Genomic DNA, 13321 nt, shown 5'->3' on the forward strand with positions numbered 1-13321 from the left:
GGGAGCAATTCGGCTGGCGCAGGCGTTGTTGGGGCAGGAAAAGGAGCCTGCCCGATGTCGCTTGCCGCCGACTTTGCCACCACCGCCCGCCGCGAGATCCTTACCCGGCCGGTCCTCTCGCTCGTGCAATCGGCGCTGCCCGCGCTGTCCGCCACGGAGAACGAGGCGATCGACGCGGGCAACACCTGGTGGGATGCCGCGCTGTTCACCGGCAACCCGGACTGGGACCAGCTGCTCGCCGTCCCTCCCGCAGCATTGACCGAGGAGGAGCGCGCCTTTCTGGACGGCCCGGTCGACACGCTCTGCGCGATGATCGACGATTGGCGGATGACCTGGGAAACCCGCGATCTGCCGCCGGAAGCCTGGGACTTTCTGAAGCGGGAGAAGTTCTTCGGCATCATCATTCCCAAGGAACATGGCGGTCTGGGCTTTTCCAACTTCGCGCATAGCGAGATCGTGCGAAAGATCGCCACCCGCTCGGTCTCCACGGCGGTGACGGCCATGGTGCCCAATTCGCTGGGGCCGGGCGAACTGATCCTGCGCTTCGGCACGCAGGCGCAGCAGCAATACTGGCTGCCCCGCCTCGCCGACGGGCGCGAGGTGCCGGCATTCGGGCTCACCAGCCCGGAAGCGGGGTCAGACGCGGCCGCCATGATCGACGAAGGCGTGGTCTGCCATGGCGAATGGAATGGAGAGCAAGTGCTGGGCATCCGCCTCAACTGGCACAAGCGCTACATCACGCTGGGCCCGGTGGCGACGATCCTCGGTCTCGCCTTTAAGCTGCAAGATCCCGATCACCTGCTGGGCGGAGAGGACGATATCGGCATCACCGTGGCGCTGGTGCCCACCGATTTACCTGGTGTCACCATCGGCCGCCGGCACATCCCTTCGATGCAGACCTTCCAGAACGGCCCGAACGAAGGGCGCGACGTCTTCATCCCGCTGGACAATGTGATCGGCGGCCCGGACCGGGTGGGCCAGGGCTGGAAGATGCTGATGAGCGCACTGGCGGCGGGACGCGGAATCTCCTTGCCCTCGCTCTCGGCAGCGGCGGCGGCTTTTGCCACGCATACCACCGGCGCCTATGCGCGGGTGCGGTCGCAGTTCAACCTGCCGATCGGCAAGTTCGAAGGCATTCAGGAACGCCTCGCCCGGATCGCGGGCAATGCCTATCTGCTGGACGGGGCGCGGCGCCTGACTTGCGCGGGGCTGGATCAGGGCAACCATCCGGCGGTGATTTCCTCGATCCTCAAGCTCCATGCTACCGAGCGCATGCGCGTGGTCATCAACGATGCGATGGACGTCCACGGCGGCAAGGCGATCATAGAGGGGCCGCGCAACTATCTGGGCAGCCAGTACCGCGCCATCCCGGTGGGCATCACTGTGGAAGGCGCCAATATCCTCACCCGCAGCCTGATGGTCTTCGGCCAGGGCGCAATCCGGTCGCACCCTTACCTGTTGCAGGAAATCCGCGCCGTGGGGGAGGCCGATCGCAGCCGGGCTCTGGCCAATTTCGATCAGGTGCTGTGGAAGCACATTGGCCATGCGCTGAAAACCGCCATCCGCGCTTTCGTGCGCAGTTGGAGCGGCGGCATCTTCGCCCCCGCGCCGAAGGCCGATGGGCGGACGAACCGGGGCGCAAAACGGGTGGGCCGCTATTACCGGCAGATGAGCCGCTATGCCGCCGCCTTCGCCTTCGTGTCCGACATATCGTTCCTGACGCTGGGCGGCGAATTGAAGCGGCGCGAACTGCTCTCCGCGCGGCTGGGAGACGTGCTTTCCGAACTCTACCTGCTGTCCGGCGCACTCAAGCGCTGGGAAGATGAAGGGCAGCTGGATGACGACCTGCCGCTTCTGGCCTGGTGCATGGAAAGCGGCTTCGCCACCATCGAGCAGCGCTTTTCGGAGATCATCGCCAATTTCCCCGCGCGACCGGTCGGCTGGATGCTGCGATTGTTCATCCAGCCCTTCGGCCGCCGTCGCAATGGCCCGTCCGACCGCACGATCCGCCAGTGCGCGGACATCATCCTGGAACCCTGCCCCGCGCGCGACCGTCTGGTGGAGAACGTCTATATCGGCGGCGCGGACGAGGCGGTGGGCCGCCTGACCGACGCATTCCTGCAGACGGTGGCAACCCAGCCGGTCCATGACCGCCTGCGCAAGGCGCGCATCCGCAATCTGGACAAGGCACACGCGCAAGGCCTGATCACCGACGAAGAACTCGCAAGCCTGCGTGCCGCCGATGCGGCGGTGGCCGACGTGATCGCAGTCGACGACTTTGCGGCGCAGGATCTCAATCGCCCCGCGCAGGACGGCACAAACCGCATTGCCGAACCCGCCGAATAGCTTGGAGGCATGAGAAAAGGCGCATGGCCACGAGCCATGCGCCTTTTCACTCGCTTGCGGGCGATACCCTAAAGTCGATCGGAAACCGCTCTAGAGAGCCTTCGCCATGTTCAGGTGCGCCGTGACCGTGGGGATCAGCGACTTCGCGAAATCCTTCAGCGGGGCAGCGGCATCGGTGCTGGCGGCATAGGCCTTCAGCGCATCAAGCGTCGCCTGATGGCCATCGACTTGCGCCTTGGCATAGGCCTTGTCGAAATCGGCGCCCTTAAGGTCCTTGAGTGCGTCCAGCGCCTGCTGCTGCGCGTCGCTCAGGTCGGCATCGGGCGTGATCGAGGGGGACATCTTGCCGGTCACCAGCTTCAGCTTTTCGGTGGACTGGGTATGTGCGTCGATCATCTTGGTGGCAAAACGCTTCACTGCCGCAGACTGGCTGTTGGCAATCGCCAGCTTGGACGTCTCGATCTCGAAAGCGTCGCTCGCGGCCGCCGTGTTGACGAAGGTCTGCGCCGGATCCAGCGTGGCGTCCGCCACAGGGGTTTCGGCGCCCGGCATCATGTCCGGTGCCATCGGGGTGGCCGGCGCGGTCGTCGCCGTCTCGTTAGCAGCGGGAGCCTCCTTCTTGCAGCCGGCCAGAGCCAGCGCCGCGAACGAGACAGTCCAAAGTACCTGAAGCCTCATGGTGTATTCCTCTTCCAGTCCATTGCTGTTTCGTGAACCGATATCCCCGCCTTGCGTTCCCGCGATGCTTCATTCTGTTCCGTCAACCGCCCGTCGCGACCGGTTCGGCCGGATTCCCCAGCGTCTCGTCCGCGCCGATCGCGCTGTAGACGGTGACCCGGTTGGTCAGATCGGCCAGGATCGTCGCTATCCGCGTCTGCTGGTAGGCATAGAGCGAACGCTGGGCGACAAGCGCGTTGAGGTAGGTCTCCGTCCCCGCCCGATATTGCGCATCGGCAAGGTCGTAGCTCTTTTGCGCCGCCGTCACCAAGCGGTCCTGCGCGGTGCGCTGATCGGTGATGGTGCCGCGCCGGGCCAGCGCGTCGGCCACGTCCTTGAAGGCCGATTGCACCGCCGCGCGGTAGGTGGCGAGGTAGTATTCGCGCTGCGCCTTGGCGTATTCCAGATTGCCCTTGTTGGTGCCGCCCAGGATCGGCACGCTCGCGCTGGCGGTGCCGCTGGCCAGCGTCGCGCCGCCGGTGAACAGGTTGCCCAGCGCGGTGCTGGCGAGGCCCACCGCACTGGTCAGCGAGATCGTCGGGAAGAACGCCGCACGGGCCGCGCCGATCTGGGCATATGTGCCCTTCAGCTGGTGTTCGGCCTCCACCACGTCCGGACGGCGCAGCAGCACTTCGGACGACAGCCCGGCCGGAACCTGTCCGATGCGTGCATCCAGTTCGGCCAGCGATGCGGGCAGCAAGGCATCCTCCACCGATCCGCCGACCAGCAGTTCCAGCGCATTGCGATCCTGCGCCACCAGCGTCGTCTGCGCGGCGACATCGGAATTGGCCTGCTCCAGCACGGTCTGTGCGGAGGCGAGGTCTCCGGCGGCGGCAAGGCCGGACTTGAGCAGGCTTCGGGTCAGGTCCACCGACCGCTGGCCACTGGCGCGCGTCTGTTCGGCCAGCGTGAGCAAGTCCCGGTCCGAGGCCAGCGTGACATAGGCGGTCGCGACATTGGCCACCAGCGTCAGGCGGGCGGAGCGATAGCCGGATTCGGTCGAAAGGTACGTCTCGAGCGCCTCCCGGCTCTGGTTCTTCACGCGGCCGAACAGATCGAGTTCGAAGGAACTGAAACCGACATTGGCGTCATAGGTCTGCGTATCGGCCTGCGAGGTTTTGAGCCCGCGCGTTCCCACCGCGCTCGCCGTCCCCGCCAGCGTCGGCAACTGGTACGAGCGTTCCACATGATACTGCGCCCGTGCCGAGGCGACATTGGAAAGGCTGGCCTGAAGGTTCTGGTTGTTCGCCAGCGCCCGCTCGATCACCGTCTGCAGGCGCGGATCGGCGAACAGCGTGCGCCAGGGCATCCCGGCCTCTCCGGCTTCGGCCGGCGCATAGGCCGCGCCTTGCGGCCACTGCGCCGGGGCGGCGGCGGCCGGCTGGACGTACTTGGGCGCCAGATTGCAGCCCGACAGGGCCGTCGCGGCAATAAGGAGCGGGATCAGGGTGCGGCGCATCGGCATGGTCCTCGATGAAGGTGCCCGGAGCCCCGATCGATGGCGGATCGGCGGGGCCCCGGGCTTCACCGGCGCGGGAGGGTGCGATATTCTCCGGGCCGGTGAATGGGGGTCAAAGGCGGGCTGGCGGCAGTGGCTGCCGGTCAGGCCTCTCCTTCGGATGGGGTGCCCGGAACTTCGGCATGCGACCCTTGCCGCAGGTTCCGGGCAGCGTCGTCGTCACCTCCTCGGTGGAAGAGCTTGGCAACGACGACGAAGAACATCGGCACGTAGAAGATCGCCAGCGCCGTCGCGGTCAGCATGCCGCCCAGCACGGCGGTGCCGATGGCGATACGGCCCTGCGCGCCCGCGCCGGTGGCCACGGCGAGCGGGACGACGCCGGCCATGAAGGCGATCGACGTCATCATGATCGGCCGCAAGCGCACGCGCGCCGCTTCCAGCGCGGCGTGGAGCATGTCGTTCCCGTCGCGCCACGCCTGCTCGGCGAATTCGACGATCAGGATCGCGTTCTTGGCGGCAAGGCCGATGGTGGTGAGCAGGCCGACCTGGAAATAGATGTCGTTCTCCAGACCGCGCACGGCCACCGCGATCACCGCGCCGATCACGCCCAGCGGGATCACCAGCAGCACCGCCAGCGGCACCGACCAGCTTTCGTAGAGCGCGGCAAGGCACAGGAACACGACCGCGATCGACAGCGCGTAGAGATAGACCGCCTGCCCGCTGGACTGGTTCTGCTGGTAGGACAGATCGCTCCAGGCATAGCTGGTGCCGGGCGCGATCTTCTGTTGCAGCGCCACCATCTCCTGCATCGCATCGCCCGAACTATAGCCCGAACCGGCATCGCCCTGGATCGTGTAGGACGATCGCCCGTTGAAGCGCGAAAGGCTGTTCGGCCCGGTTTCCCAGCCCATCGTCGTGAAGGCGGAGAAGGGCACCATCTTGCTGGTACCATCGGCATTGGTGCCGGCGGTGGAGCGGACGAACCACTTGTCCAGATCGCTGGGCAGCATGCGCGCCTCCGCCTCACCCTGCACATAGACCTTCTTCACGCGGCCACGATCGATGAAGTCGTTGACGTAAGTGCCGCCCCAGGCAGTGCTGAGCGTATCGGTCGCGTTCGCGACGGACAGGCCGAGCACGGAGAGCTTGGCATCGTCGAAATGGACGTCGAACTGCGGCGTATCCGGCAGGGTGGAGGCGCGGACCTGTGAAAGCTTGGGATCCTGATTGGCCGCGGCGATCAGCTTGTCCCGCAGGGCGACGAATTTCGCCCGGTCCATGTTGGTGGAATTGAGCAACTGGAACGTGAAACCGTTCGACTGCCCCAGCCCCTGGATCGAAGGCGGCGTCATCACGAAGACTTGCGCATCGCGGATCTTCGACAGCTTGGCCATGATCCGCCCGGTGATGGCATTGGCGCTCTTGCTGGAATCCTTGCGCTCATCGAACGGGGCAAGATTGGCAAAGCCCATGCCCGCGTTCTGGCCGGATCCGTTGAAGCTGAAACCGCCGACGGTGAAGCGGATCGGAACGTTGCTGCCCTCGGACTGGAAAGCCTGCTCGATCTGCGCGCGCACCTTGTCGGTCCGTTCGGAGGTGGCACCGGCGGGAAGCTGGTAGACGACCATGACCTGCCCCTGATCCTCGGTCGGCAGGAAGCCGGTGGGCAGGCGCGTGAAGATCACGACGAGGGCGACGATCACCAGTCCATAGACCACCAGCCAGACGCGGCGGCGGGCGATCAGCTTCCCGGTCATATCGACATAGCGGCCGGTCATGCGGTCGAACCAGCGGTTGAAGGCGCCGAAGCCGCCGTTCACCCGCTGCTGCAGGCGCGACATCGCGCCGCGCAGGCCGGTTGCGGGCGCCTGCGCATGGTCCACGTCTTCACGCGCCTTCAGCAGTGTGGAGCAGAGCGCGGGCGAAAGCACCAGCGCGGTCAGCACCGAAAGCGCCATGGCCGAAACGATGGTGATCGAGAACTGGCGATAGATCACCCCGGTACTGCCGCCGAAGAAAGCCATCGGCAGCAGCACCGCCGACAGCACCAGCGCGATGCCGACAAGCGCGGAGCCGATCTCGTCCATCGAACGTATCGTCGCGCGATAGGGGCTCAGGCCCTCCTCGTGCATCACGCGTTCGACATTCTCGACCACGACGATGGCGTCGTCGACCAGCAGACCGATGGCCAGGACCATCGCGAACAGCGTCAGCGTGTTAATAGAGTAGCCCAGCAGCGCCAGGATGCCGAAAGTGCCCAGCAAGACCACCGGCACGGCGATCGCCGGCACCAGCGTGGCGCGCCAGCTTTGCAGGAAGGCGTACATCACCAGCACGACCAGCACGATGGCGATGACCAGCGTCTCGATCACTTCATGGATCGACAGCTTCACGAAGTCGCTGGTGTCGCGCGGGTAGGCGATCTTGTAGCCCTGCGGCAGGTCCTGCGACAGTTCGGCCACGCGCGCCTTCACGGCGGCCACGGTCTTCAGCGCATCCGCGCCGGAGGCCAGTTCGATGCCGATGCCCGCCCCCGGATGCCCGTTCATGCGGGCGGACATCATGTAGCTTTCCTGCCCCATCTCCACCTGGGCGACGTCGGACAGGCGCACCACCGAACCGTCGGTGAGCGTCTTCACCACGATCTGGCGGAACTGGTCGGCGGTCTGCAGGCGCGACTTGGCCTTGACTACGGCGTTGAGCATCTGCCCCTTCACCAGCGGCTCCGCACCCAGTTGCCCGGCCGAAAGGTCCACGTTCTGCGCGGTGATCGCGCTTTCCACGTCGGACGGGATCAACTGGCGCGCCATCAGCTTGGCGGGATCCAGCCAGATCCGCATCGCATATTGCGAACCCAGCACGCGCACGCCGCCCACGCCGTTTACGCGGGCCAGATCGTCCTGCAGGTTGGAGACGAGATAGTCGGCAACGTCGCTGTCGGTGGTCTTGTCGCTCTCGTCATAAAGCGCGACGACCAGCAGCATGTCGGAACTGGATTTGGTGACCGTCAGCCCCTGCTGCTGCACTTGCGTCGGCAGGCGCGAATTGGCCTGCTGCACCTTGTTCTGCACTTGCACTTGCGCAACATCAGGGTCGGTGCCCTTGGCGAACGTCGCCGTGACGGAGGCCGAGCCGGAACTGTCCGAACTCGACGAGAAGTAGAGCAGGTTGTCGATGCCGGTCAGCTGCTGTTCGATCACCTGGGTGACCGAGTTTTCCAGCGTCTGCGCCGAAGCGCCGGGATAGGTGGCGCTGACGGTGACGGACGGCGGCGCGACATCGGGATATTGCGCGACGGGAAGGCTCATGATCCCGGCAATGCCGGCCATCATGACGATGATGGCGATGACCCAGGCGAAGATCGGCCGGTCAATGAAATAGCGGCTGAGGTTCATCGGATCAGTCGCCCAGCTTCACGGTCACGGTCTTGACCTTGGCGCCGGCATGCGCCTTGTCCGTGCCTTCCACGATCAGGCGGTCGCCGGCCTTGAGGCCGCTGGTTATCAGCCACTTGTCGCCGATCGCCTGCCCGGTGGTGACCTTGCGCTGCTCCACCGTGCCTTGGGCATTGACCACCAGCGCGGTGCCGTTGCCTTTGGCATCGCGCGAGATGCCCTGCTGCGGGGCCAGGATGCCGTTCTGCATCACGCCCTGCGGCGCATCGACCTTCACGAACATGCCCGGCAGCAACAGCCCATCGGGATTGGGGAAGCGCGCGCGGATCGTCACCGTGCCCGCTTCGGGATCGACGTTGACCTCGCTGAATTCGATGGTGCCTTCTACGGGATATTTCGTCCCGTCCTCCAGCGTGAGGGAGACCTTGGTGCTGCCCGGCAGAATGCTGCCCTTGGCCAGCGCGCTGCGCAGGCGCAGCAGATCGGCGGAGGACTGGGTGATGTCCACGAAGATCGGATCGAGCTGCTGGATCGTCGCCATCGCATCGGTCTGGCTGGCGGTAACGAGCGCGCCCTTGGTTACCGAGGAGCGACCGATGCGGCCGGTGATCGGGGCGAGCACGCGGGTGAATTCAAGGCTCACGGCGTCGCTGCGGCTGCTGGCCTGATACTGGTGGACGGCGGCCTGCGCGGCGCGCGCGGCGGCGATCGTCTCGTCCTTGTCCTGCGCGCTCACCGCCTCGCTGTCGCCCAGCGTGCGATAGCGCCGGGCCTTGGCCTCGGCGCTGTAGAGCGTGGCCTGCGCATTTTCCAACTGCGCGCGCGAGGTATCGAGCGAGGCGCGATAGAGGCGCGGATCGATCTGGTAGAGCGGCTGCCCGGCGTGGACCAGCGATCCTTCCTCGAACAGGCGGGACTGGATGATGCCGGCCACCTGTGGGCGCACTTCGGCAACCATGGTGGCGGCGGTGCGCCCCGAAAGCGTAGTGGAAACGGCAACCGGCTCCGCCGTCAGGGTGACGACGCCGACTTCGACGTCCATCTGCGGCATGGCGGGCTTCTGCCCGCAACCGCCAAGGCTCAACGTGGCCAGCGCCAGCGCGGATGCCATGGCGAGATGTTGGAAGGGGTGGCGCAAGCGGGGGGCTCCTGTGCACGATTGCAGGTTTGGGGTGCAATTGTGCGCCGCAGCACGGATCGGCAATGAACGGTGCGTATCGTCAAGTTGCCGGCGGTAGCCTATTGTTTCATCGTGTATCGGCAGGGCAGACTTCACCGGGCAGCGCGTCTATGGCCTCTTTCATGATCCCGCAGAGCGATGCGCCCGAAGGCCGCATCATCGTCCTGGAAGACGATCCCGACATTCGCGAACTGATCGCCGCGCAGCTTTCGCGCGAACCGCAGCGCGTGGATTCGGTCGGCTCCGTGGCCGAACTGCGCCGCAGCCTTGAAGGCGATCCGGTGGACCTGCTGATCCTCGACCTCAACCTGCCGGATGGCGACGGGCTGGACATCTGCCGCGACTTGCGCGCCGCCGGGCATCAGGGCGCGATCATGATGGTCACCGCGCGCGAAGGGCCGATCGACCGCGTGCTGGGGCTGGAACTGGGTGCGGACGATTACCTGACCAAACCTTTCGAGCCGCGCGAATTGCTGGCCCGCGTGCGCAACCTGCTGCGCCGATCCCGCGTGTTCGACGGCGTGCATGGCGGTCAGGCCGGCGCGCGCCCGCGTGTGGCCCGCTTCGCCCGCGTGGGCCCGTGGCGGCTGGACCTGCACCAGCGCCGGCTCGTCACCGATGACGAGCGGCTGGTCATGCTCTCCTCCGCCGAATACCGCCTGCTTACCCGCTTTATCGAAGCGCCCAACCAGGTGCTCTCGCGCGAGGAACTGCTGCCGGAACGCAGCGCCACGGTCGCCTTCGATCGCTCCATCGATATCCAGATCAGCCGGTTGCGTCACAAGCTGGCCAGCGTGCCGGGCGGTGACGAACTGATCCTGACAGTGCGCAGCGAAGGCTATGTCCTGCCCGGCCCCGTCGCGTTCGAATGACCGCCGCTGAACCCGCAAAGCGCAGTTTCCTGCGGCGCCTGCGCGATTATCCGCGTTCGCTGGCCGGGCGGCTGACGCTGGTGCTGTCGCTGGGCATGGCGATTTCCGCGCTGCTGGCACTGCAGGCCTCCGACAGCCTGCGGCACTCCATGTTCCGCAAGGAACAGGTCGCCGCCGCGCTGCGCAGTGCCGAGGATATCGCCCACCGCTTCGAAAGGCAGCCCGAACAGACCGACCGCCTGCTGTCGCGCGGCGTGATCCTGGGCGCGCACGATGCCAATCCGGCATGGCGGATGACCGCGCCGGACGCCACCTTTTCGCAAAGCCTTTCCGAACGGCTCGGCCGCCCGGCCCGCGTCATGCCGCTGCTGAACGGAGAATGCTTCGCGCAGCTCACGCGCTATCCCCACGCGGCCGGCATGAACACCGATCCGCTGCCGGACTGCTGGTTCATCAAAGTGGCCCGCCCCGGAAGCGCCGACTTGCGCTATGTCGTAGACCTCTGGCCCGATCGCGGGTGGGATCGGCACCGCATCGGCCCGCCCTACCTGGAACTGATCATCATCGCCGGCGCCCTGCTGGGCCTGCTCGCGGCCAGCCTTGCCACCGCCCCGCTGCGCCGCATGGAACGCGCGGCCCGCGCCTTTTCGCTGATCGGGGAGTTCGAACCGATCCCGGTCAAGGGCCCCAGTGAAGTGCGCGCCGCGCTGGAAACCTTCAATCTGGCTCAGGAACGCGTGCGCGAAGGCTTGCGAGAGCGGACCCAGATCCTCGCCTCCGTCACCCACGATCTGCAGACCCCCCTCACCCGGCTGCGCCTGCGGCTGGAACAGGTGGAGGACGAGGATCTGCGCGAGCGACTGGTGGCCGATCTGGCGATCACCCAGCAGATGGTGCGCGACGGGCTGGACCTTGCCCGCAGCAGCGAGATTCGCGAGCCCTGGGCAGTGCTGGACATCGATTCCATCCTCTCCAGCATTGCCGAGGATGCCTCCGAATTCGGCCACCGCGTCGCCTTCGTGCGCGGCTGCGGGGCGGAGGCACGGGTGAAGCCCAATGCCCTGGCCCGCGCGCTGGGCAATCTGGTGGACAATGCCCTGAAGTACGGCGGCAGCGCGGAACTCAGCTGCCTGCGCGAGGATGGCGATCTGGTGATCCGCGTGGCGGACCGAGGGCCGGGCCTGCCCGAAGACGAATTGCCGCTAGCCATGCAGCCGTTCCGCCGGCTTTCCTCCAGCAAGGGCAATGGCACCGGCATCGGCCTTGCCATCGCGCTGGCGCAAGTGGGCACGTTCGGCGCCACGCTCCAGCTCCGCAACGCACCGCAGGGCGGGCTGCTGGCGGAAATCCGCATTCCCGGCAGCGCCATTCGCAGCAGGGACGAGGGCCACACCGGATAGGCACCACGCATCGTTTGCCATGCAACGTTGCAACGGATGCGGGCCCGCAATTTTGCCAAGCACGGCATCGACGGCGCGCATTCTGGCCGCTAGAGCGGCTGGCATGACTGCACAGATCACGATCCGCCGCCCCGACGATTGGCATGTCCACCTTCGCGATGGCGCGATGCTGAAAGCCGTTGTCGGCCACACCGCGCGCCAGTTCGCGCGCGCCATCGTGATGCCCAACCTGACGCCGCCCGTCACCACCGTCGCCGGCGCAGAGGCCTATCGCCAGCGAATCGTCGATGCCCTGCCCGAAGGTTCGGACTTCACGCCGCTGATGACCTGCTATCTGACCGACGGTGCCGATCCGGCGGAAATCGAGCGCGGCTATGAGCAGGGCGTGTTTGCCGCCTGCAAGCTCTATCCCGCCCACGCCACCACCAATTCCGCGCACGGCGTCACCGATATCCGCAAGCTGACCGGCGTGCTGGAAACCATGCAGCGGATCGGCATGCCGCTGCTGGTCCACGGTGAAGTCACCAGCCGCGAAGTCGACATCTTCGACCGTGAGGCCGTGTTCATCGACACCATCCTGACGCCGCTGGTGGCGGACATGCCGGAACTCAAGATCGTGCTGGAACATATCACCACCGCCGAAGCGGTCGAGTTCGTGGCGGCCAGCGGCCCGAAGATTGCGGCAACGATCACGCCGCAGCACCTGATCATCAACCGCAACGCGATGTTCGATGGCGGCATCCGTCCCCATGCCTATTGCCTGCCCGTCGCGAAGCGCGAACAGCACCGGCTTGCCGTGCGCAAGGCGGCCGTTTCGGGATCGCCGAAGTTCTTCCTCGGCACCGACAGCGCGCCGCACGAAGTGCATCGCAAGGAATCGGCCTGCGGCTGCGCCGGCATCTTCAACGCGCCCTTCGCGCTGGAAAGCTATGCCCAGGTGTTCGAGGACGAGGGCGTTCTGGACCGTCTCGAAGGCTTCGCGTCCGAGCATGGCCCCAATTTCTACGGCCTGCCGCTGAACGAAGGCACGGTAACGCTGACGCGCGAGGATGTGATCGTGCCCGATACGATGGGCGAAGGCGATCTTCGCGTGGTTCCCTATCACGCCGGCGAAACGCTGCGGTGGCGCTTCGCGGGCTGAACGCTGGCAAGTCCGGAAGGAGACGAGGATGGATCAGAACGCACGCGCGGCCAGCTTTGCCGCTATGCATGAACGGCCTGGACATCCTCTGGTCCTGACCAACGTGTGGGATGCCGGCAGCGCCAAGGCCGTGGCGGGGGCAGGCGCGGAAGCCATCGCGACCAGCAGCTGGGCCATCGCCGCCTCGCTCGGCCACGCCGATGGAGAGCTGCTGACGTTCAACACGCTCGCCGCGACTGTCAGCCAGATCGTCGCCACCGTTTCCGCGCCGGTCACGGTGGACTTCGAACGCGGCTACGCGGAAACGGCGGAGCTTGCGGCCGACAATCTTGAGCGGATGCTGGAGACGGGCATCGTCGGCATCAATGTGGAGGACGGCCTTGCCGGCACCACCGAATGCCGCCCCGCCGCCGATCAGGCCCAGCGCATCGCCGCTCTGCGCAACCGCGCGGAAGCACGCGGCGTGCCGCTGTTCATCAATGCGCGCACCGACTTCTTCCTGAACAGCGACGGCGCAGAGCACCCCGGCTTCATCGCCGAAGCCAAAAATCGCGCGCGCGACTACAGGGCCGCCGGCGCATCCGGCCTGTTCGTGCCGGGGCTGATGGACCCGGACCTGATCGCCGATCTCTGCGCTGCCGTGGACCTGCCGGTCAACGTGATGGTTACCGATCTGGCCGCTTCGCTGGAGCCCTTCGCGCAGGCCGGCGTGCGCCGCGTAAGTCGCGGGCCGGCGCCCTATCTGGCCGCGATGGCCCATCTGGCAGGCATCGCACAGGGCTGATCCGCACCGCTGGCACGGTCAGCCCTT

At 66.3% G+C, this 13321-nt stretch carries 9 protein-coding genes; 5 read left to right on the forward strand and 4 right to left on the reverse strand.

Annotated elements, in window-relative coordinates:
• The first annotated feature begins 54 nt into the window (after nucleotides 1-54).
• A complete protein-coding gene (locus tag ACZ1JV_RS00300; protein WP_465149106.1) occupies nucleotides 55-2346 on the forward strand; it encodes an acyl-CoA dehydrogenase in 2292 nt (763 codons plus the stop codon).
• 90 nt (nucleotides 2347-2436) lie between these two features.
• Here ACZ1JV_RS00300 and ACZ1JV_RS00305 read toward each other — a convergent pair whose 3' ends face one another.
• From ACZ1JV_RS00305 to ACZ1JV_RS00320, 4 genes are all read right to left on the reverse strand, one after another.
• Nucleotides 2437-3024, reverse strand: a complete 588-nt coding sequence (locus ACZ1JV_RS00305; RefSeq protein ID WP_465139009.1) for a DUF4142 domain-containing protein — start codon at nucleotides 3022-3024, stop codon at nucleotides 2437-2439.
• A gap of 82 nt (nucleotides 3025-3106) precedes the next feature.
• Entirely contained in the window at nucleotides 3107-4522 is a 1416-nt protein-coding gene (locus tag ACZ1JV_RS00310) for an efflux transporter outer membrane subunit (protein ID WP_465149107.1), read from the reverse strand.
• Between the two features lie 143 nt (nucleotides 4523-4665).
• On the reverse strand, nucleotides 4666-7917 hold the full coding sequence (locus tag ACZ1JV_RS00315; RefSeq protein ID WP_465149108.1) for an efflux RND transporter permease subunit: 3252 nt from the start codon (nucleotides 7915-7917) through the stop codon (nucleotides 4666-4668).
• A gap of 4 nt (nucleotides 7918-7921) precedes the next feature.
• Nucleotides 7922-9028 carry an efflux RND transporter periplasmic adaptor subunit gene (locus ACZ1JV_RS00320; RefSeq protein WP_465149744.1) on the reverse strand — a complete coding sequence of 369 codons (1107 nt, stop codon included), beginning with the start codon at nucleotides 9026-9028 and terminating at the stop codon, nucleotides 7922-7924.
• Between the two features lie 191 nt (nucleotides 9029-9219).
• Between ACZ1JV_RS00320 and ACZ1JV_RS00325 the strand changes: the two genes are divergently transcribed.
• The 4 genes from ACZ1JV_RS00325 (at nucleotide 9220) to ACZ1JV_RS00340 (ending at nucleotide 13294) form a co-directional block, all read left to right on the forward strand.
• A complete protein-coding gene (locus ACZ1JV_RS00325; protein ID WP_465149745.1) occupies nucleotides 9220-9969 on the forward strand; it encodes a response regulator transcription factor in 750 nt (249 codons plus the stop codon).
• Nucleotides 9966-11369, forward strand: coding sequence for an ATP-binding protein (locus tag ACZ1JV_RS00330; RefSeq protein WP_465149109.1), 1404 nt, complete (start codon nucleotides 9966-9968; stop codon nucleotides 11367-11369). The genes ACZ1JV_RS00325 and ACZ1JV_RS00330 overlap by 4 nt, the downstream gene beginning before the upstream one ends.
• A gap of 103 nt (nucleotides 11370-11472) precedes the next feature.
• Nucleotides 11473-12510, forward strand: coding sequence for a dihydroorotase (pyrC, locus tag ACZ1JV_RS00335; protein ID WP_465149110.1), 1038 nt, complete (start codon nucleotides 11473-11475; stop codon nucleotides 12508-12510).
• Nucleotides 12511-12538: 28 nt separating this feature from the next.
• Complete coding sequence (locus tag ACZ1JV_RS00340) at nucleotides 12539-13294, forward strand: isocitrate lyase/PEP mutase family protein (RefSeq protein WP_465149111.1); 756 nt, start codon at nucleotides 12539-12541, stop codon at nucleotides 13292-13294.
• The last annotated feature ends 27 nt before the right edge of the window (nucleotides 13295-13321 follow it).

Source organism: Novosphingobium sp. BL-S-19, from assembly GCF_055521675.1.

Coding starts and splice junctions, on each gene's coding strand:
- pyrC (WP_465149110.1), top strand. CDS start 11,473: ATGACTGCACAGATCACGATCCGCCGCCCCGACGATTGGCATGTCCAC.
- ACZ1JV_RS00315 (WP_465149108.1), bottom strand. CDS start 7,917: ATGAACCTCAGCCGCTATTTCATTGACCGGCCGATCTTCGCCTGGGTC.
- ACZ1JV_RS00340 (WP_465149111.1), top strand. CDS start 12,539: ATGGATCAGAACGCACGCGCGGCCAGCTTTGCCGCTATGCATGAACGG.
- ACZ1JV_RS00325 (WP_465149745.1), top strand. CDS start 9,220: ATGATCCCGCAGAGCGATGCGCCCGAAGGCCGCATCATCGTCCTGGAA.
- ACZ1JV_RS00330 (WP_465149109.1), top strand. CDS start 9,966: ATGACCGCCGCTGAACCCGCAAAGCGCAGTTTCCTGCGGCGCCTGCGC.
- ACZ1JV_RS00320 (WP_465149744.1), bottom strand. CDS start 9,028: ATGGCATCCGCGCTGGCGCTGGCCACGTTGAGCCTTGGCGGTTGCGGG.
- ACZ1JV_RS00310 (WP_465149107.1), bottom strand. CDS start 4,522: ATGCGCCGCACCCTGATCCCGCTCCTTATTGCCGCGACGGCCCTGTCG.
- ACZ1JV_RS00300 (WP_465149106.1), top strand. CDS start 55: ATGTCGCTTGCCGCCGACTTTGCCACCACCGCCCGCCGCGAGATCCTT.
- ACZ1JV_RS00305 (WP_465139009.1), bottom strand. CDS start 3,024: ATGAGGCTTCAGGTACTTTGGACTGTCTCGTTCGCGGCGCTGGCTCTG.